The sequence below is a fragment of the Bacillus sp. M13(2017) genome (assembly GCF_002218325.1).
In the GTDB taxonomy this organism is placed as follows: Bacteria; Bacillota; Bacilli; order Bacillales; family Bacillaceae_G; genus Bacillus_A; species Bacillus_A thuringiensis_K.
This window is the reverse complement of the sequence record NZ_KZ268509.1, coordinates 132,264-152,115: the sequence shown is the minus strand read 5'-3', so window position 1 is coordinate 152,115 and position 19,852 is coordinate 132,264. Positions and strand designations below refer to the sequence as shown.

Below are 19,852 nucleotides of genomic sequence, written 5' to 3'. Positions count from 1 at the left end.
TTAACTACATCTTCTTTGGAAAACTTTTTCTCTTTACGTAAAATACGAATTATATTATCCGTTTTATGAACATCACCTCCTAATTTTGTCAAAAAAAAAAAAAAAACGATAGTCCTTCTATCTAAAATGTAGAAGGACTATCGTTTTTTCAGTTAGAGTATTTGTATAATCGTTTAACTTTTTATTTCCTGAAGGTCAAACTTGATGAAGATGATGAAATTTCATCTCATAGCCTTTAAATGAAAACATTATGTTTTTTATGGCAACCAAGTTTATTTTCTTAGCTTGATGTCCCCCACATATCCAGCAGCCTAAGATTAAGTAAGAGTCTGTTCAACTAGATTTTTTCTAATATTTTTAGGAGCATCTTATTTCACCTTGTCATATTTCACTAATTAAATTTAAAACACATCCATATGCTATTTAGTAAAATTTACGATTCGAGACGTAATTATTGCAGTAATCAAGATAATAATAGCGGTTATCAAGCCAGATTCTCCAATCCAAATCTCAGTTTGATATCCTGCCTTGGATAATGGCATTCCAAGTGGTATGGATGATAACCGAAGGCCAAACGCTACCTGTGATAAGTCGTAAATAAGCTGTAATATAACTGAATGGCACAATACATAAATAGATGCCAAGTACTGAGAGAAAGACAGATGATCCCTCTACATACAGACCAGCGATAACAATTGGAACATGCCACGTTGCCCAAATCAATCCACTAATAAGGATGGGGCGTGAAAACTCTGCATCGATTAGCCTTATAAGCATGTAACCTCGCCACCCCATTTCTTCTCCAATAACTGGGATTAAGTTAAGCAAACTTCCTAAAATGCCGCTCAATACTACTAGATAAATGAAACTGAATGGTGCCGTTACATACTGAAGTCCAAGTATATTGTAGATTGGTTCTAACATACCACCTTCGGGATGCCGAAACCTCGCAATTCCGCTCAACCAGGCTATAGAATAAGTAATTCCACAAATAATCATAGGTATTAACAGAGCAAAACCAATCCCCTTCCATACCTTTAAGTTACCGAGACTAAAAGATACATCTTTAAACCCTTCTTTCAGTATTATGCGAGTCAAAATAGAAGAAAATGCTGGGGTAAACATATATACCACAATAAGCGGCATACTGTTAGTAACCATTACTACTACATTTAGGATAATGGAAGTAATGGTTAAGATACTTAGAAAGAGTTGAAGTCCTATTTTAGCACGTTGGATTTTATCTTTATTATGGAATGCTTCTCCGTGTAACAACATTGTAATCCGCCCTTCCCCTTTTATTCATTTGTTTATTAAATTTACTTCCTGTCATTTCAACAGCTACAACTTAGAATAAAAATATTTTGGCATACAGATTCATTCATCTTTACAATTCCTCCCAAATTCATAATCTAATCTTACTTGCGGCTCAACAATGTAATTATTATTTATAAGGTGTCATAGCCGATAGTACAAAAGTGTAATGATTAGCCTATGACTTGTGTCAATTAACCTTATGACAATATGTAACTAGAAAATATGATATGGAATAAATAAGAATTGAATTAAGGCAATTAATTCGTGTAAGTACATGAATCAATCTTGCTTTTACAAATAATTCAATTGAGGTGAGCAAAAATGAATAAGAAAAAAATGATTGCAATGGTTAGTACAGCTTTATTAGTCACAGGATGTGGGGAAGTAGGAAACGCTCAAACTGTAGCAGTCGAAAACTCAGGTCAATCAATCCAAAAAAATATAGTTAAATCAATACAATCACAGGCTAACCCATTAAAAACGATAGAACCGTCAAAACCATTTGAAGATTTAAAACCACTTAAGAAAATGATTGGGAGCGCACAATATGTAGGATTAGGAGAGAATACTCATGGAAGCTCTGAAATTTTCACTATGAAGTTTCGCCTTGTGAAATATTTGGTTACTGAGATGGGCTTTACAAATTTCACAATGGAAGAAGATTGGGGAAACGGCTTAAAGCTAAATGAATATATCCAAACAGGAAAAGGAAACCCTAAGGAATTTTTAAATTTGTTATATCCTACTGATGAAATTATAGCCATGATTGAGTGGATGAAAGATTATAATGCTGATCCATCCAATAAAAAGAAGATCCAATTTATTGGAATCGACTTAAAAACGTTGGACCAAGGTAGCTTTAATAAAGTAATTGATTATGTAAGGGTACATCGACCAAATTTGCTTGCAGAAGTAGAAGAAAATTATAAAGAATTATCGTCTTTTACTGGAAGTATACAAGAATATATGAAACTTACTCCTGAATTGAAAGAGAAGTTCAAAGCAAACGCTGAGAGAGTAGCCCGATTACTAAATGATGAGAATGAGCAAGCCAACACAGAAATAGTTTCACCTGAGTACATGTGGGTAAAAGCAACGGCAAGTGCAATAGAGAAATTTACCACAATGCTACTTCCTAACGACTATCCAAGTATAATAAAGCTACATGAGCAATACTTGGCCGATCATGCAATGTGGGCACAAGAGACATTTGGTGGTAAAACGATGGTATGGGGACACAATATTCATATTGCTAAAGGAATTATCGATGAGAAATTATACCCTTATGTTGCGGGGAAATTTTTGAAGGAACGTTTAGACAATAATTATGTCACAATTGGTAGTACAACTACGAAGGGGAATTTCACCTTATATAGCGAATATAATCCTTCCACCGGAGGTAAGATTACAACAGACGCTATTCCACAAGATGTAAAAAGTTTCAATTATACTCTCGGAAAAGTGCCCTATAAAATGTTTTTATTGGATAACCGTCACCTTAAAGGACAAGCAGAGAAATGGGTTAAAGCAAAAAGACCATTACTAAGTATAGGAGGACAAATCCTCCCGAACAGTTCGGTATACTTTGATACTTCATTGCTTGAGCAATTTGATATTATTTTTCATATTCGAAAAACAAGTCCATCTCATATTAAATAAAAGTACAAAAAAACCGTTCTTGCAGATGCAAAAACGGTTTTTTTGTGGAGGATTAATAAAGTGAAACTTTAATCAGTCGGGATTTTATTCATCCCCCACCTAACTTATTTGCTTCCACTGAATTTTGAGGTGGGGGTCTTACTGCCCGGCAAATAGCGGGATAAAAGGATCTTTTTTAACTAGAAGTAAGCTGTTCTCCCCCCTTTTCAATCTCATTTAAAACTGTCATATGACACTTTTACACTAGTGAGAATGACAAAAAAAGCAGTATGATTCGGTTATTACATAGATAGGAGCGATGAACTTTATGAAATCAAAATTCATCCAGAATGGTTATTTTTTATTGCTAACTTTCATTACAGGATTGTTTTATTTTTGTTTTTATCTAATAGCTCTGCTATTTAGTTTAACCCTTTCATTTACTGTTGTTGGGATTCCATTAATTATGCGCGTACTACAGACTACCACACCCTTTATCCAATTCGAACGCATACAGACGAAAATTTATACAGATGTTTCAACAGACTCTTACGATCGAAGTATAGCAATGGATACATCGAACTGGGCTCAGGTGAAATTAGTGCTTGCAGATCGTCGCACTTGGTGTGCTGTCTATTGGTTAATGCAGAAATTTGTGATTGGCATTTTCAGTCTCATTAGTGCAATCATTTTTTATGTAATGCCACTTATGTTCCTGTTGGCACCACTACTGTATCGATACATCGATATGAATATTATATTCATACAGATAGATACTTTTGCCAAATCACTCTTTGTAATGTTTATGGGTATAGTATTTACCGCCATAAGTATTAGAATAGTAGATGGTTTGACAAAGAAAATCGGGGGCTATACACGTAGTATGATTCGGCAACTAAATCAATAGAGGTTTACAGTCTGTGAGTAGTATCACAGTTTTAAATTAAAAAGTATAATAAGACATGAAAGATTAAATTATAATATAGGAAGTAAAAAGGCAGGCTATTTAGGAGGTAAATGACTTGTTAGATATGGTTAAGTATTGGTTTTGGTATGATTGGATTATGTTAGGGATTCGTCTACTTACTAGTGTATCTATCATCCTAGCTACATTAAATTTTCAAAATGGTTTAACATTACCACTTTGGATTATTATTCTTTGGGAAATTATTGCCTTCTCAATTCCATGGGTAGCCTTACTATTCAATTATAAATATTATTTGTTCACAGAAATACTGCTATATGGTGGACTATGTATATATTTAACCTCATTATTTCCGGAAGCTTACAACACATTTCTTATATCGGTGTTTCTAATTGCTGCAAATAGTAAGCATTTGTCCTATTATTGGACAGCTCCAATAACAGTTTTTATAACGACTGGAATTTTCTATGCGGTTGCGCCAAGTAATAGCTATTGGGTTATGGTCACCTATTATGGATTCGCATATGTAATGGGCTTCGCTTTTCATTTATTAATCGTCAATCATAAGCAAAATGAATCAATTCGTAAACAAAACGCGGTACTTGAGCAATATATGTCTCAGATTGAACGCATTACACTGGCGGAAGAACGAAACAGACTGTCGAGTGAGCTTCATGATACAGTTGGTCACGCTTATACTTCTATTATTATGGGAATGGAAACGTTGCGCACCGAACTTGCTACTGAAATGGGTATACAGAGGCTAGATTCTCTGCTTGAAATGGGACGTAAAAGCATCGAGGACGTGAGAGGTTACCTACATCAAATGGAGTCTCCGTGTCAATCGCCTTCCTTAATTCAATCTCTCCAAAATCTTGGAGCCGAATTTCAGGAGCACGCTCAAGTTAATGTAAGTTTTCGAGCATACGGAGAGGAATATGAATTGTCTCGGCAAGCGAAGATAGCGTTCATTCGTTGCTTACAAGAGTCCCTTACAAATGCAGTACGTCATGGTCAAGGAACTGCAATTATAGTTTCATTGCAGTTTGAACAACAATATACGAGATTAGAAGTTCAAGATAATGGAAAAGGAAATGTAGAATGGCAGGAAGGCTTCGGTATGAATGCGATGAAAGAACGAGCAATGAATTTGCAAGGTCAATTGTCTGTATATACAAAGCCGGATGAAGGAATGCTTGTTACATGTACCGTACCGCGACAAACTGAAATAAAAAATGGACTTATTCGTTTGTTAATTGTAGACGACCAGCCGTTTGTTCGAGAAAGTTTGAGGACACTACTCGATAGATATGAAGATTTAAATGTAGTGGGTTTGGCCGAGGATGGCAATCAAGCCATAGATTTGTGCGGGCGCCTTCAACCCCATGTTATCCTTATGGATTTAGATATGCAGCAAATGGATGGAGTTGAAGCAACCAAAAAGATTAAGCAACAATGGCCACATATCCGCATATTGATTTTTACAACGTTTCAAGATACCAAACAGGCGTTGGAATCGCTTCGCAACGGTGCGGATGGTTTTTTACTCAAATCTATTGAAACGTTGGAGCTAGCTAATACGATCCGACTTATTCACAAAGGTGGGACACTGATTGATCAGGGAATGTCTCAAAAAATATTTGAGAAGTTTGATAAGCAAAAAGAGACACCACAATCAAAAGCAACCGCTTATGAGCTAACAGCTAGAGAGATAGAAATATTACAGCTAGTAGCAAAGGGACTTCGATACACTACCATAGCATCAAGGTTATATTTGTCAAATGGTACGGTCAGAAATTATGCTTCTACAGCTTATACAAAGCTAGGAGTCCGTAACAAAGAAGAAGCTGTTCAAAAGGATCTAGAAATTGGAATTATTGAATAAGAAAAATGTTTTTTGTTTCTCTATAGCAAGGTGAAATGTAATTACAAGATACAGTAAAGGATAAAGTGAAACTTTAATCAGCCCTCACCAATCGGTTTTTTACGGGCAGCCCGCCCCCCACCTAACTTCTTTGCTTCCGCTGAATTTTGAGGTGGGGGGCTTACTGTCCGGCAAATAGCATCATTACATTAATCTTTTTTCGGGAGTACTATTCCTTTATATAATTGAACTGTAGTTAAGTACTAAATCGAGTAAATTACTACAAAAATAACAAGTGGTAACCAAATGCGAGAGTACGGATCGATTAAAAGAGGGCTAAACATGTTCATACCAACTGATATATGAGTAATCCCTATAATTGCTGGGAATAAAAATATGAAGAATAACTCTTTATAGATTGATTTTGTTAATAATTCTCGGCGGACAACAATTTTACGAAGCATTTGATAACGAGCCACATCTTTTGATGCTCCCGACAGAACTTTAAACATTAAGCAACTTGCCATTATTGCTAAAAATGCAATTCCAACGAAGAACACCATAAACATTAATCCGCTAGCAAAATCATGACTCACAATATTGTGACGAAAAACCGGGAAAATAATAATAACTAGTTACTATTATTATTTATTTGTCACTTTTAAAGCATCTAACACTATCTTGGTTGCTTCTGCAATAAGCTTATCATCGTATTTAGCATCCTCTTTATCATGATTAGAAAGTATCGCAAGAACAATTGGCTTTTTATTTGGTGGCCAAATAATTGCGATATCATTTCTGGTTCCATAAGATCCCGAGCCCGTCTTATCAGCTACTTCCCATCCTCCTGGAACTCCAGCACGAATTAAGTTGTCTCCGGTAGTATTCCTTTTCATCCAATCTATTAATAAATCCCGTTTCTCAGTTGAAAGTACATCTCCTAACGCAAAAGCCTGAAGACTAGTAGCTAATGCCTTTGGGGTACTAGTATCATGTACGTCTCCTGGATGCACTTCGTTTAACTCTGGTTCAAAACGTTCAGGATTTGTAACGGTATCTCCTATTTCTCTCAGTGATTTTTTGAATTCACTAGGTCCACCTAATTGTTTAAGAATAAGATTTTGTGCAGTATTATCACTATATCGAAGGGAAGCATCTGCAAGCTCTTTCAGAGTCATGCCCCTATCAACATACTTTTCTGTAATTGGATTGTAATTAACAAGATCTTCACGAGTATACAAAACTCTTTGATTTAGATCTTCTATTGATTTCTTTTGTAAAAGTACTCCCACAGCTAAAGCTTTGTGGGTAGATGCGTATGCAAACCGTTTATCTGATTGATACGTAACGGTTTGATTCGTATCAGTGTCCAATGCATAAATACCAAGTTTAGCATCAAATTCTTTTTCAAGTTTAGCAAAAGAATCATTACCAGTAGTTTCTTGTTTGATTTGATTTGTTTGTTTCGTTTGTTTAAGTGATTCAGATTGAGTATTACCATCGGAACAGCCTATAAGCGTTGCACATGAAAGAAATACTACAGGTACCATCTTTTTGTAATGTAAAATGTTAAAAAACTTGTTTAAGACTATCATACATTTTCAACCTCTTTCAAGAATATATAGTTTTTCTAGGTGTTATACATACCGACACAATGAAAAAGTCTATCGGATATCACTCTTCTTGCATCTCACTTTCCATAAAGTGAAACTTTAATCAGCCCTCACCAATCGGGCTTTTACGGGCAGCAGGGCCCCCACCTAACTTCTTTACTTTCACTGAATTTTGTGGTGGGGATCTTACTTCCTGGCAAATAGCGGGATAAAATGAGCGAATTATCATGAACACCTGTTTTATACGTATACTTAATAGACAACTTAAGTAACAAGTTTGTTCCATTTTTATCAGTAGTCGTATCTAGAAACCTAAAAAAGTCCATTTAGAAGATCTAAATGGACTTTTTCACTCATATAATCCTATCTATAGTTAAACGAATAAGATTAAATAAATTTAAATTTTCTTGTTTTATCTACTAAACTGTTTAGGCATTTCTTTAACGTGCTTATCATCATCACGCCAATCATAGGTTTCTTTCTGTGAAATATCTAAAGTTTGATCTCCAATTCTAACAATATTCTTATTTACCCATTCAATATATGGATCGGTATCTGGATAATTCCAATATATATTTTTCTCTGAATCTGTATCAAGGTTAACTAATTCACCCCTAACAGCATCCGCACTTAATGATCCTGCATTATGAAAATAAGTCTTGATGAGATATTTTCCATCTGGAGATTTCACTGTTCGAATTAATTCCCCTTTTGGAACACCTTGCAAACTAAAAAATTTCCAATATCCAAACCCAATTATAATTACTAACATAGTAATTATAGTTAGTAATACTTTTCTTTTTGTTTTTTTAATTTCACCTTTTGTATTTATAATACTCATTCAACTCCATTCCATAGAACTAACACCATATTATACCATTAAATAAATGGTATAATATATCAAAAATAAAAATCCTCCCGTAATAGTATTATAAAAAAGGCATGTGATGGTCTCCCTATTTATAAAGTGAAACTTTAATCACCCTCACTAATCGGGCTACCCGTTAATGCGGGATAATCATGAAAATTCCCCTTTAAGAAAAATATAAAAAATCAGACAGTATACTTGAATTGCTCTTCGCAAGAGAATATACTAATAAAGCAGGCTATGACGTTCCTTCCTTCTAACTTCTTTGGCCAAATAGGGATGTTACTTTCCTGCTAAACACATAGGCTATGACAATTCTTCCTTCTTTTTCAGAAATTTTAAATTGTTTTAGAGTTGTCAATTCCCTATGAAAAATAATTAGACTATAAAACCTCTTTCTTCTTTGGGATTGAATAAACTTTAGTTTATCAACCATTGATGTAGAGGTTTTCTTTTCTTAATTAACAAATTACCACTTAACAACTAAATGTTATACCCCTAATTTTTCACTAAAAAATAGCTATGTAACCTCTGTGTATTTTTCTACAATTAGTGTGTTTATGCATGTAAAAATAAAAATCTACCACTGAAAGGAGGACAGTCAGACTATTCCCCTCTTTTATAAGGAGTGAATAGCTGGCGTTCTCATGAAAAATTCTATTTATATAAGAAGAAGTTTGAAAGTAATTATAAAAAGAGAAGAAAATAAACTACCAAACATTTATTTAGCCACTGTTTTAAAAAACTTGGAAAGTTTAGGATTTACTTTTTCCGAGGCTTTAATAGAAGAGTTGCAAACACTTTCGATTGATGCATTCACATCGTTTTACAAAGAGTTGGTAAAACATTTAAAAGAAATGGTTGGTGCACATATTCAGTTTGCTCCTATGTATCCAAACTTTCCGCAACAAATGATGGATTTAAGTGACGCTGATTTATACATCAATGCCGTTATTCATTATGTGACGTTGCGCCTACCTGTATCAAAAATAGAAGAACGACTTCCTCTTTTAGATAGCGTTGATTTGAAAGTTATTGACTTAGGAAGTGAAGAAGATTTCAATAAAATGATTTCTCAATTGATTAGTGCAAATAGCTCTATTTCCTCAACTGATAAGACAGATATAGAATGGGCTATTACACACACTGAAGATGTTTCCTGTTTTCTGCCTAATGTAATTCCTCATAAGGAAAATATGTCTTTTATAATTGGGGTTTTATTAATAAACAGAAAAATATCAGCCGATGCTGCTGCAAAGTATTTTAAAACAGCAACTGATGTTCTTCGCCTTGCAGTTGCTTTATCTGAAGGCGATGTGAGTTTAGCATCCTCCGTCCGATTCAAGAAGTTTAACCGAGCAGAAAGACGCTTCCTTTTAGGATTGTTAGAGCAATGCGGAAACATTACCGAAGATATGCTTCGATACAAAAAACGTTGGATTCGTTTAGGTGAAATTCTTCATCCAGCAGAATATCATACTCGTTTCCCAAAAACCCACCGAGCATTTGAGATTCTTCGCAACAACATTAAAGTTGAAACATTTAATGGAAAAATAGAAGCAGCTTTGTTGAATCGTGATATCATGACAGCGAAAAATCTTTTAAAAACTCGCCCGGGGGAATTTGCCAGACGCTTGGATCATTTAATCCGTTTATGTAGTGATAAGTCAACAGATGTTTTCAATATTCTCGAAGATTTTCTAAGTATAATAGGAAACGTTTCTACTCCTGTATTACTTCAACTCACGGCTCATTTTAAGCATCGAAATGATAAAAATGAATTTCGTACCTTTTTTCCAAAGGGAAATGTAGCAAAAGCTATAGGTATTGAAAATACACTTCCATTTATCTCAGAGGATATTTGTTTAATGATTGTAAAAATGTGTGAAGATACTTTAAAAAATCGCTTCGCAGAACTTCCAAGTCTCGGAAAAGTATTTTTGGATGAACAGTTAAAAAATCACTTAGTTCCCTTCTCTCAACGTTCAGCCAGCAAAGCGCTTCGCACATTATCTCGAGGAAGTAAAGTAGATTTGCCCGAAGGAGATACGATTCGTTTTTTCCTATGGTGGAAAGAAGGCTATGTGAATGGACGACATACAGGGCGTGTTGACATTGATTTGTCTGCTGCAATGTACGACGAAGATTGGCAATACAAAGAACATGTATCCTTCACGAACTTACGTTCAAAAAATTTCAAAGCTTACCATAGCGGAGATATTACTTCTGCACCAAAGGGAGCATCTGAATTCATTGATTTCGATATTCCGTCTGTGCTGAAATATGGTGGACGCTATGTAGTCATGACTTTGCTTTCTTACACAGACCAACCATATAAAGATTTACCAGAATGCTTTACTGGTTGGATGGTTCGTCAATATCCTGGTTCAGGTGAAATATTTGAACCTTCTACTGTTCAAGATAAAGTGGATATTACTGCCGACACCCAAATCTCTATTCCAGTTATTTTAGACTTAAAGGAACGAAAATTGATTTGGACAGATTTGTCTCTTATAAGAGATCTAACTTATGATAATACCATCGAGGCTAATCAAAAAGGTATGATACTTATTGGAAAGGCTTTAACTAATTTAGTTAAACCGAATTTATATGACTTGTTCCGATTACATATTGAAGCTAGAGGTGAACTCGTTCAAGACATCGAAGAAGCAGAAAGCATTTTTTCTTTGGATAAAGGGATTACTCCTTTCGATATCGAAAAAATAATATCTGATTTTATGGCTGATCCACAAGGCTAACTACATTACAAACATTGATAATGTGTGGAAAATATCCATGTATAATGTCTATGTGAAACAGGACCTGATAGATGCATATCAGGTCCTGTTTTTTATTTAGTAGATACTAAATAGTCCGGTTAATCACTATTCATCTAAATACACTATACTAATAAATTGAAATTTATTCGAAAGAATTTCATTAGTTAATATGTATCTAATTAAGAAACATTCATATACCAGCCCAAACATCTTTTCCATATCGCCCTTCATCTTGCACACGATCCAACCAATTTCTTGCTTCTTGTTCACTGACTTCATGAATTTCTTGATATGCTTGACAAAGGGTATCTTCTACATCCGGAGCCATTTTACTTCCATCACCACATATATAAAGGTGAGCTCCATTATCTAATAACGAAATTAAATTGATTCTATCTTGTTTTATTAAATGCTGTACATATGTTTTTGGATGTCCCTCTAGACGAGAAAAAGCTGTGTGTAAAGAGATTAATCCATCTCTTTCATCATTTTCTAGTTCTGTACGATAAAGATAATCTTTTTCAGGATGACGACAACCAAAATATAGATGCGCTTGTCCTAAGTTCATACCTTTTTGCTTTTGAACACGACGCGCTTGCAAGAATCCACGGAATGGTGCAATTCCAGTACCTGGCCCAACCATAATAATTGGTGTTTCTGGATCTTTAGGTAATTCAAAGTTTGATTGTGGCGTTCGAATGAAACAGATAATCTCATCTTTATTATGACGCTGAGCTAAGTAATTAGAAGCGACTCCTTCATATGTCCCTTCCCCACTCCATGCAGGCGCATTAACAACACCGACCGTAATGCTCAGACGATTGTGTGCAACGAGTGGAGAGCTTGAAATAGAATAGTAACGCGGTTTGAGCGCAGGAAGAAGTTCTAAAAAGCGTTCAAATCGGATTTCACAAGCCTCATACTTTTCAAGAAGGTCCAACATTGAAATCCGTTTCTTTAATATTTGTTCATGGTAAACTCCTTCTTCTAACAATGCTTCCAATTCTTTTTTATGAGGAGGACATGCTGTGAATGTTACCATTTCTCGTATTTGTGCACGAGTGGCTGCTTCTTGAACTTCGACACTATAACTAAGAAGGTCCAATAAACTAACAGGACTGTCTAAAGGTATGTGATTTATACTTCGTCCACTTGCACTCAGTATAACTTGATCCTTCCCATTTAATCCAAAGCGTCTTAAAATTCGGTTGATATTTTTCTCGCTATTAACTGGCAGCACTCCAAGGTGGTCTCCTTCTTTATATGTAGCGCCTTCTGGCAAGGATACCTCGATATGTCGTGTACTTCTATCACTGCTGGATGATTGGAGTTCACGATTTTCTAGTATAGACGCATAAACTGCTTCATATGTTCGTGCAAGAGGAGATCCTCCAAGACGACTGACAAATTGCAGACTCAACGTACTGCGCTCTTTTTCCATATTTTTGTTGAGCTCCAATCCAAATGCCTTCATCGCATCAGACCACATGCTTTGTTTCCATTGCTCGAGCTGTTCCTCGAAATCACCACTTGCATCTGCTTCTCCGCGTTTAGAAAATCTTGTTGCTCCTTTTTGAGCCATCTGCTCATCAATATATCTTGGAATCCGTTGATAGGTACTAGCCCAATTATGATCTCCACAACCAAAAACTGCGTATTGAACCCCTTTTAGCTCATCCGGTTTTAGTTCCTCCAACCATTGCACAAACTGCCCTGCATTACTTGGCGGTTTTCCATTATAAGAAGAAGTCACAATAAGTACCGCTCCTTCTTTTGGCAAACTTCCAATTCGATCGTTAAGAGCTACCACTTCCGTTTGAACTCCTTCTAAACTAGCTGTATCCGCTAATTCTCTTGCAATACCTTCTGCTACCCCTGTATCCGAGCCGTACAGAACAAGAAGTGAAAGATTATCGGCCCCAATAATAGAAGGTGTCTTCTGGACGTGCTGCTTAATTTCATGGCTTTTCAGCTTGTCCTCTGTAGGTGCAAGAGCAGTAGGATGGCTTATAGTTTGTTTTCGGGGTAGAATCCTAATCTTAAAATCACCGGGCTTTAGCGTTAATGTTTGTTTTACGTCCAGCTGATAGTTTTGATAATCGATTAATTCAAAATGTTGAAGAAGCATTCCCATTACAAGAGTGGCTTCATGAAGTGCAAATTGCATACCGATACATGCTCTCTGGCCATTTCCAAATGGCTTATAAGCATGATGAGGAACCTTATCCAGCTCTTCAAATCGTTCAGGTTGGAATTCTTCCACATTGTCTCCCCATGCATCTTTATCCCTATGTAGCTGTGGAATAAGAACAGAAATACGATCTTCTCCTTTCTTAATTGGGTATTTCCCGCCAATCACTGTATCTTCTTTTGCATAGAGACTGAATGCTGGAGCGGTAGGCCATAGACGTAGCGATTCATTTAAAATCATCCGTATATACTTCAGTTTCATAACTTGTTGGTATGTTGGAGTGGGATCTGTCAAAACACGGTCTACTTCTTTATAGGCTTTTTTCAACTTATCCGGATTCTTTAATAAAAAGTAAATTGCAAACGATAACAATCCACTTGTTGTCTCATGCCCAGCTATTAAAAAAGTGATAATTTGGAAACGAATGTTTTCATCATCTAATTTTTCACCAGTTTCCGGATCCTGAACATTTAACATACGGGAAAGTAAATCATTTTCTTCCTGATTTCCACTACTTTTACGTTCAGCAATAATATTATCTACTAAAGAAAACATAGATTGGATATCATGCTGAAATTGACGTTTCGTTCTCCACATGAGTTTGTCTTCTATATCCAGCCGCTGCAATTGGTGCATTGCCTCATCTAGAGCACGGCTCATACTAGTGATAAAAGGATGAGGGGTCTCACGATAAAAGCTATTAAATCGGTAATTAAAACCACATAGACCAATTGTATCTAATGTAAGGCGAGTCATATCCTCCGGAACATCTACGTTTTCATTCGGGTTAAGCCGTGCCCATTTTTGAACGAGTTGTACAGCAAGATCGACCATCATGGCATGGTAATCTTTCATTGCCCGTTGGCTAAATGTAGGCATCAAAATATTATGAGCTTTTTTCCAGTTAGGCTCGTGAGTCTCGCTAGTAAATAATCCGTCTCCAGCAAAAGCACGAACTTTCGCTAAAGCACCCTCTATGCTTTTATCGAACCGCGTTTCGTCACAAACTTCTGCTACCAGTTCATGTCCAGAAACGACAATTATGGCATCACTTAAAGTTTGAATTCGAAAAATGGGACCATACTCTTCCGCCAGCTTAATAAACGATAGAGTCGGTTTATCTTTATTGATTAATGGGAGATTACCCAGCGGTCCATATGTTTTCGGCTGGGGAATGGCAGATACTTTTTTTTCCATTTAAAACACCCTTTCAAAAAAGCATGAAATAAAGTGAAACTTTAATCAGTGGGGGTTTTGTTCATCCCCCACTGATTATTAGTTGAACCAATCGGGCTTTTACGGGCAGTTGGTCCCCCACCTAACTTCTTTGCTTCCGCTAAATTTTGAGGTGGGGGTCTTACTGCCCGTTAATGCGGGATAGCATATCCCATTTAATAAAGAGGAAATAGCAACTAATTGCCTGGGATACAGATATGTAATTGATTACCTTATTTTATCTTTTCCCTAACTATTCATGATTATGATATTGAGTATAAGCTTGGCAATTAGATTTATAACTTGTAGAAAAATACTAAATTAAAATGAAGCGAATAAATATAATTAGAGCCTTTTAATGTTGGTGTTAAAAGATAATCTAAAATTATAATGTTTATGAGAAATTGCAAACGGATCTCATCTCTTTTATTTGTTTATAAAAACGATTATTTTGATTCATTTTCTTATAAAACACCCCAAAATAGAAAAGTTGACGAGCTTAAGATTGTAATCAGTAGTCTAGTTAAACCAATATGATAAGCAAGTATACTGTGTTACTAATGAAAGAGGACCTGATATGAACATCAGGTCCTCTTTCACTATATAATTATTTCACTGCTTCTTTCAGCTCTTTTCCAGCTTTAAATATCGGCGCCTTAGCAGCAAAAAAACTTGTAGGAATCATTATCTAGCGTTTTATTCTTCTCTATCGATTTAACTTCTCGACAGCTTCCGCACTTGTATCTACACGTTTAACGAAAAAAACTAATAGTAGTGCAACAACATTCATGCCAAGCGCTACATAGAATGAATATTGAATTCCGGATAATAAAGCCTTCTGAGTTAACATTGCCTTCGTAGCCTCTGTGAAGGTTGTTGGATCTACATCAGCCATTAGACTTTCAGCTTTTGTTTTTGTTACAGAATTCATAATTGTAACAAGAATAGCAGTACCAATCGAACCGGACACTTGTTGAGCTGTATTATTAACAGCTGTACCGTGCGGATTTAAGCGCGTTGGCAATTGATTGAGGCCATTTGTCATAAGTGGCATCATCACCATCGCCATCCCAAACATCCGCAATGTGTAAATAAGAATAATATGTGTGTGACTAGAATCGATTTGCAGGTTTGCCAGCATATAAGTTGAAACAGCTGTAATGGAAAGTCCTACTATACCAAGAATCCGAGGGCCATATTTATCAAATAGTTTACCTGTAATTGGTGACATAACCCCCATTATTACCGCACCTGGAAGCATCATCAGCCCAGAGCTCAGCGGTGAAATACCGCGGACGTTTTGTACATAAGCTGGTGTTAAAATCATCCCCGAAAACATGGCCACTGCGTTGACAATTGCAATTACAGACGCAAGCGCAAACATTGGGTACTTGTAAACACGTAAATCCAATAACGGCTCATCCATTTTTAATTGTCGAATAATGAAAGCAATTAGGGCAATAGCGCCTATGATTAAGGCTGTTAAGACAACTTTATTCGTCCAACCATCGGAGCTTGCAGAACTGAATCCATATAACAAACCGCCAAAACCGACAGAAGATAATAGTAATGAGATATAATCAAGTTTTGCATTTTCATTTTGTCTCATGACATTCTCCGATTTCCAAATCCCTAACAGTAAGCTAATGATTGCTAACGGTAAAATCATTTCAAAAAGCAAACGCCAGTCATAATACTCTACAATATAACCTGATAGTGTCGGCCCAATTGCTGGAGCTGTAATCATAACTAGTCCAAAAATCCCCATTGCTGTTCCCCTTTTTTCTCTTGGAAAGCTTACTAGCATAATATTCATTAACAAAGGTCCCATAACTGAAGAGCCTGCCGCTTGAACCATCCGACCAGTAAGTAATAAACCAAAGTTAGGTGCTACAGCCGCTAAGGCAGTACCAAGAATAAAAATCACCATAGATGTAATAAATAGGCTCCTATTGGAGAAACGCGTTATTAAAAATGCTGAGGCCGGAATTAATATACCACTTACAAGCATATACCCTGTAGAAAGCCACTGGATCGTTGAATAATCTTGAATGTTTAAATCTTTCATTATTGATGGCAAGGCTACATTTAAAAGGGAGTTATTTAGAAATGAAACAAATGCCCCAATAAAAAGGATTACAAGCATTACATATGGTGGTTTTCTTTTATGTAATGTTTCACTCATATATTTAATTGCCCCTTCATTATAAATTTCATTGATTCGTTTAAATCGTTTACATATTTGCACAAGAAAATATTACCCTTGCAGTATTTTGCCAAACTCTTCGAATGGATATTCTCTTTTTAGCAATTCCACTTGCTCAACATACCATTTTAAAATCTTTTTGTTGATTAAACCTTTATAAAAATGTTTGTTAACGGAATTTAAATTAGGCTGAAATACACAAAATAAGCAACTGAAAATCCCCTTCTAAAATAAAGTGAAGCTTTAAATCAATGAGAATTTTACAGGGAGCGAGAAAAATCAAAAAGACCACGCACCCATTCCTTTAAATACAGGCTTGTAGATCTAGTTATGTAACCATCCATAAAAAGGAATATTACATAGGCTAAGTCTAACATTACATTTTTAAAGTGAGGAGAATAAGCGTATGGACCAATATTGGTATTTGAATTCAAAGGGAAATGGGCAACAATATAATAACCAAATTTCATTATATTCACAGCCCGAAATAACTACATCTGAGGTAATGAATGATTTGAAGATTCCTGAGAATTGGAGTTACCGAGTCTATCCAGTTAGTTGGGATTCATCAGCCAATTATACGGGGTTCAATCCCCACCCCCCTCTCTTCTCTTGGGGGCAGCCAATTAATTATGCAGGGATAATGCCCCAAGGTCAGCCTGCTAATTGGACTCCATTACCAAGTCATGCAGGTTTTAATTTTCAAAAACCTCCCTTCCCCTGGGCGCAACCATTCAGTCATACAGGGATGTTCGCACAAGGTCATCTTGCAGCTTTACTATCGCCGCCAGCCAAGCCTTTTCATTTCAATACCAATAACTCGGGTGTTTTTGGAAATCCTCCAGGATGGGGTGGTCCGTGGGGCCCAATGGGATGGGGAAATAACGGAGGTAACGGTCAGCTAGGAATGCTTGGAAACTTACTTACAGCAGGAAAAGGCACCATGAGTGGAATAGGAATGATTAGTAGTCTAATCGGGATGGGGAAGTTCTTCTTTTAGTTAATTAGAACAGGAGAATGTGGCTGTAGCTTTAATCAGCCACATTTAAGGACAGTAATCTCCCACCTAACTTCCTAGCATAGCATTCGCGGAAATTTTATGTAGATATGTATTGTTACAAGTTACTGTTTTACTTTGAGTGCTCCTTTACTTTCTTATCAAGTGCCTTACTATAAGCATCTTTGTTTTCCTGTGATAACTCATAAATTGCTTTTTTCCAATGCTCTCCGTCTACACCTGATAAAAATTCAGTACCTTTCATTGTAGCTTCTTGAATCTTCTGTTTATCTTCTTTACCAGCATCCTTAATTAACTTCGTTGCTTTTCTTGCCTCTGTTACCCCTTCTTGTATGGATTTGTGAATGTCTTTGTATGTATCAGGTACTTTTATGTGTTCCATATTGTCTAAAATTTTATCTATCTCGTTTGATGTTTTTAAAACAGCTTTTGCTTTTGCTTTTTCTTTGCCCTTTAAGGATTCTCCTAAGTTTAGTAATAGTTCATCCTTCTTAAATTGGAACTCTACCACTTGCTCACATATGTAGTACGGATACTGTTGTTCAGAAATTACTGTTTTCGTTATTACTTTACTAGTTTGCTCAGTCTTATGAGTAGAATCTTTATCTCCTACCTCGCATCCGACTAACAGCATAAATGGAACTGCTAACGTTACTAGTTTCTTTGCTCTCATTATGTATTCTCCTTGTAGAAAGTATTGTAAGTAATTAACATATCAAACTATAACATACATTACATTATGGTTCACTTCCATTACGCTTTTAAAATGTAAAATAAGAATACACCCCATAAGCCACAAATAAGATTAATAGAATAGAAATGCCGAGTACCGTATATATAATCCATTTTAAATTTGAATTCATATCATCCTCCTACCTCTCGATAATTCCAGTATATAACAAAAAAAGCATTGGATACCCAATGCTTTTTACACTTACACAAATAAAGAAGTATTCGCATATAAAGCTGGTGAACCACCTGAATGTACGAATAAAATATTGTCTTCCTTATTAAATTTATCTTTTCTAATTAAGTCGATTAATCCCGCTACCGCCTTACCTGTATACACTGGATCAAGTAAAATACCTTCTGTTTTCGCAAGTAACTGAACTGCCTCTACCATTTCCGGCGTTGGTAACGCATAGCCGGGCCCTACATATTCATCAAAGCACGTAACAGCGTCGCGCGAGATAAAGTTTGGAATACCAACGTGTGCTGAAGTTTCATCTACAAGTTTTGCTACTTTCTCTTCTTGCTCAGCTTTTCCTCTACTTACGTTAATCCCGATTACAGGAATATGGCTTTGTGTTCCAGAAAAACCAGTAATTAAACCAGCATGCATACCGCCGCTACCACTTACACAAACAACTGAACTGAAATCAATTCCTTGCTCAAATGATTGCGCCATAATTTCTTGCGCACAAGCAACGTATCCCATTGCGCCCGTAGGATTTGATCCACCAACTGGAATTACATATGGTGTATTACCTTTTTCACTTACTTCTTGTGCTACTTTATGCATTTCTTCCATAAGATCTGCTCCGTTCGGTACAACAATTACATTTTCAGCACCTAATAAGTGATATAAGAAATAGTTCCCGTTAAAGTCTCTCTCCTCTTCTGTCTCAAGCCCTTCCTCTAATACAAGAATACATTTCATTTTTTCTTTTACCGCAGCTGCCAGTGTCAGGCGGCAATGATTTGACTGAATACCACCAGCTGTAATTAACGTATCTGCACCCTTTTCCTGTGCATCTGCAACTAAAAATTCTAATTTTCTCGTCTTATTGCCACCAGCTGTTAAACCAAGTAAATCATCTCGTTTAAAATAAATAGTCGGGCCACCAAGTGCTTCAGAAAAGTTGTTTAACTTTTCAATTGGTGTATATGATTCTGTATATTTTTTTCTCGGGAATTTAGCTAAATTCATTGTAACGCTCCTTTTGTACTTCTTTCACAATATATGTAACGTTACTATTATTACACGTAAAAATGGTGAAGTCATCTTTCTGGGTTAAAAATGTATTAGAATTTCGTTTTGATAAGTAAAACCGTATTAATGATTTTAACTTAATTACGGTACATGAAATTTATATCAACGATTTTTTAAATATATCGTTCATTCCTTACAATATATCAACGATTTTTCAAATATATCTATCGTAACTTGCAATATATCAACGATTTTCTTAATATATCGATCTATCGACAAAAAAC

At 35.9% G+C, this 19,852-nt stretch carries 11 protein-coding genes and 2 pseudogenes; 5 read left to right on the top strand and 8 right to left on the bottom strand.

Annotated features, from left to right (window positions below; genetic code table 11):
* Nucleotides 1–419 precede the first annotated feature (419 nt).
* Nucleotides 420–1,278, bottom strand: a pseudogene (locus tag CGQ22_RS21255) (CPBP family glutamic-type intramembrane protease).
* 360 nt (nt 1,279–1,638) lie between these two features.
* Here CGQ22_RS21255 and CGQ22_RS21250 point away from each other — a divergent pair.
* From CGQ22_RS21250 to CGQ22_RS21240, 3 genes are all read left to right on the top strand, one after another.
* On the top strand, nt 1,639–2,976 hold the full coding sequence (locus CGQ22_RS21250) for an erythromycin esterase family protein (RefSeq protein ID WP_089149269.1): 1,338 nt from the start codon (nt 1,639–1,641) through the stop codon (nt 2,974–2,976).
* Between the two features lie 307 nt (nt 2,977–3,283).
* Nucleotides 3,284–3,862, top strand: a complete 579-nt coding sequence (locus CGQ22_RS21245; protein WP_000836847.1) for a sensor domain-containing protein — start codon at nt 3,284–3,286, stop codon at nt 3,860–3,862.
* 115 nt (nt 3,863–3,977) lie between these two features.
* Nucleotides 3,978–5,765 carry a helix-turn-helix transcriptional regulator gene (locus tag CGQ22_RS21240; protein ID WP_089149268.1) on the top strand — a complete coding sequence of 596 codons (1,788 nt, stop codon included), beginning with the start codon at nt 3,978–3,980 and terminating at the stop codon, nt 5,763–5,765.
* A 242-nt stretch (nt 5,766–6,007) separates the two neighbouring features.
* Here CGQ22_RS21240 and CGQ22_RS21235 read toward each other — a convergent pair.
* The 3 genes and pseudogenes from CGQ22_RS21235 to CGQ22_RS21220 form a co-directional block, all read right to left on the bottom strand.
* Nucleotides 6,008–6,343, bottom strand: a pseudogene (locus CGQ22_RS21235) (ABC transporter permease); the annotation flags it as partial.
* A gap of 45 nt (nt 6,344–6,388) precedes the next feature.
* Nucleotides 6,389–7,339, bottom strand: a complete 951-nt coding sequence (bla, locus tag CGQ22_RS21230) for a class A beta-lactamase (RefSeq protein ID WP_061884372.1) — start codon at nt 7,337–7,339, stop codon at nt 6,389–6,391.
* Nucleotides 7,340–7,769: 430 nt separating this feature from the next.
* Nucleotides 7,770–8,198 (bottom strand): DUF5412 domain-containing protein, encoded by a 429-nt coding sequence (locus CGQ22_RS21220; RefSeq protein ID WP_000022536.1) that lies wholly within the window; start codon nt 8,196–8,198, stop codon nt 7,770–7,772.
* Between the two features lie 674 nt (nt 8,199–8,872).
* Between CGQ22_RS21220 and CGQ22_RS31565 the strand changes: the two genes are divergently transcribed.
* On the top strand, nt 8,873–10,984 hold the full coding sequence (locus CGQ22_RS31565; protein ID WP_000798024.1) for a TerD family protein: 2,112 nt from the start codon (nt 8,873–8,875) through the stop codon (nt 10,982–10,984).
* A gap of 211 nt (nt 10,985–11,195) precedes the next feature.
* Here the strand turns inward: CGQ22_RS31565 and cypD are convergent, their stop codons facing one another.
* Nucleotides 11,196–14,393 (bottom strand): bifunctional P-450/NADPH--P450 reductase, encoded by a 3,198-nt coding sequence (cypD, locus tag CGQ22_RS21205; protein WP_089149267.1) that lies wholly within the window; start codon nt 14,391–14,393, stop codon nt 11,196–11,198.
* Between the two features lie 724 nt (nt 14,394–15,117).
* Nucleotides 15,118–16,596 carry a DHA2 family efflux MFS transporter permease subunit gene (locus tag CGQ22_RS21195; protein ID WP_000005139.1) on the bottom strand — a complete coding sequence of 493 codons (1,479 nt, stop codon included), beginning with the start codon at nt 16,594–16,596 and terminating at the stop codon, nt 15,118–15,120.
* Nucleotides 16,597–17,023: 427 nt separating this feature from the next.
* Here CGQ22_RS21195 and CGQ22_RS21190 point away from each other — a divergent pair, with 427 nt between their 5' ends.
* On the top strand, nt 17,024–17,617 hold the full coding sequence (locus tag CGQ22_RS21190; RefSeq protein ID WP_089149266.1) for a hypothetical protein: 594 nt from the start codon (nt 17,024–17,026) through the stop codon (nt 17,615–17,617).
* A 130-nt stretch (nt 17,618–17,747) separates the two neighbouring features.
* Here CGQ22_RS21190 and CGQ22_RS21185 read toward each other — a convergent pair whose 3' ends face one another.
* Together CGQ22_RS21185 and cuyA are read right to left on the bottom strand one after the other, a co-directional pair.
* Complete coding sequence (locus CGQ22_RS21185; RefSeq protein ID WP_089149265.1) at nt 17,748–18,308, bottom strand: hypothetical protein; 561 nt, start codon at nt 18,306–18,308, stop codon at nt 17,748–17,750.
* A gap of 261 nt (nt 18,309–18,569) precedes the next feature.
* Complete coding sequence (cuyA, locus tag CGQ22_RS21175; protein ID WP_089149264.1) at nt 18,570–19,565, bottom strand: D-cysteate sulfo-lyase; 996 nt, start codon at nt 19,563–19,565, stop codon at nt 18,570–18,572.
* Nucleotides 19,566–19,852 lie beyond the last annotated feature (287 nt).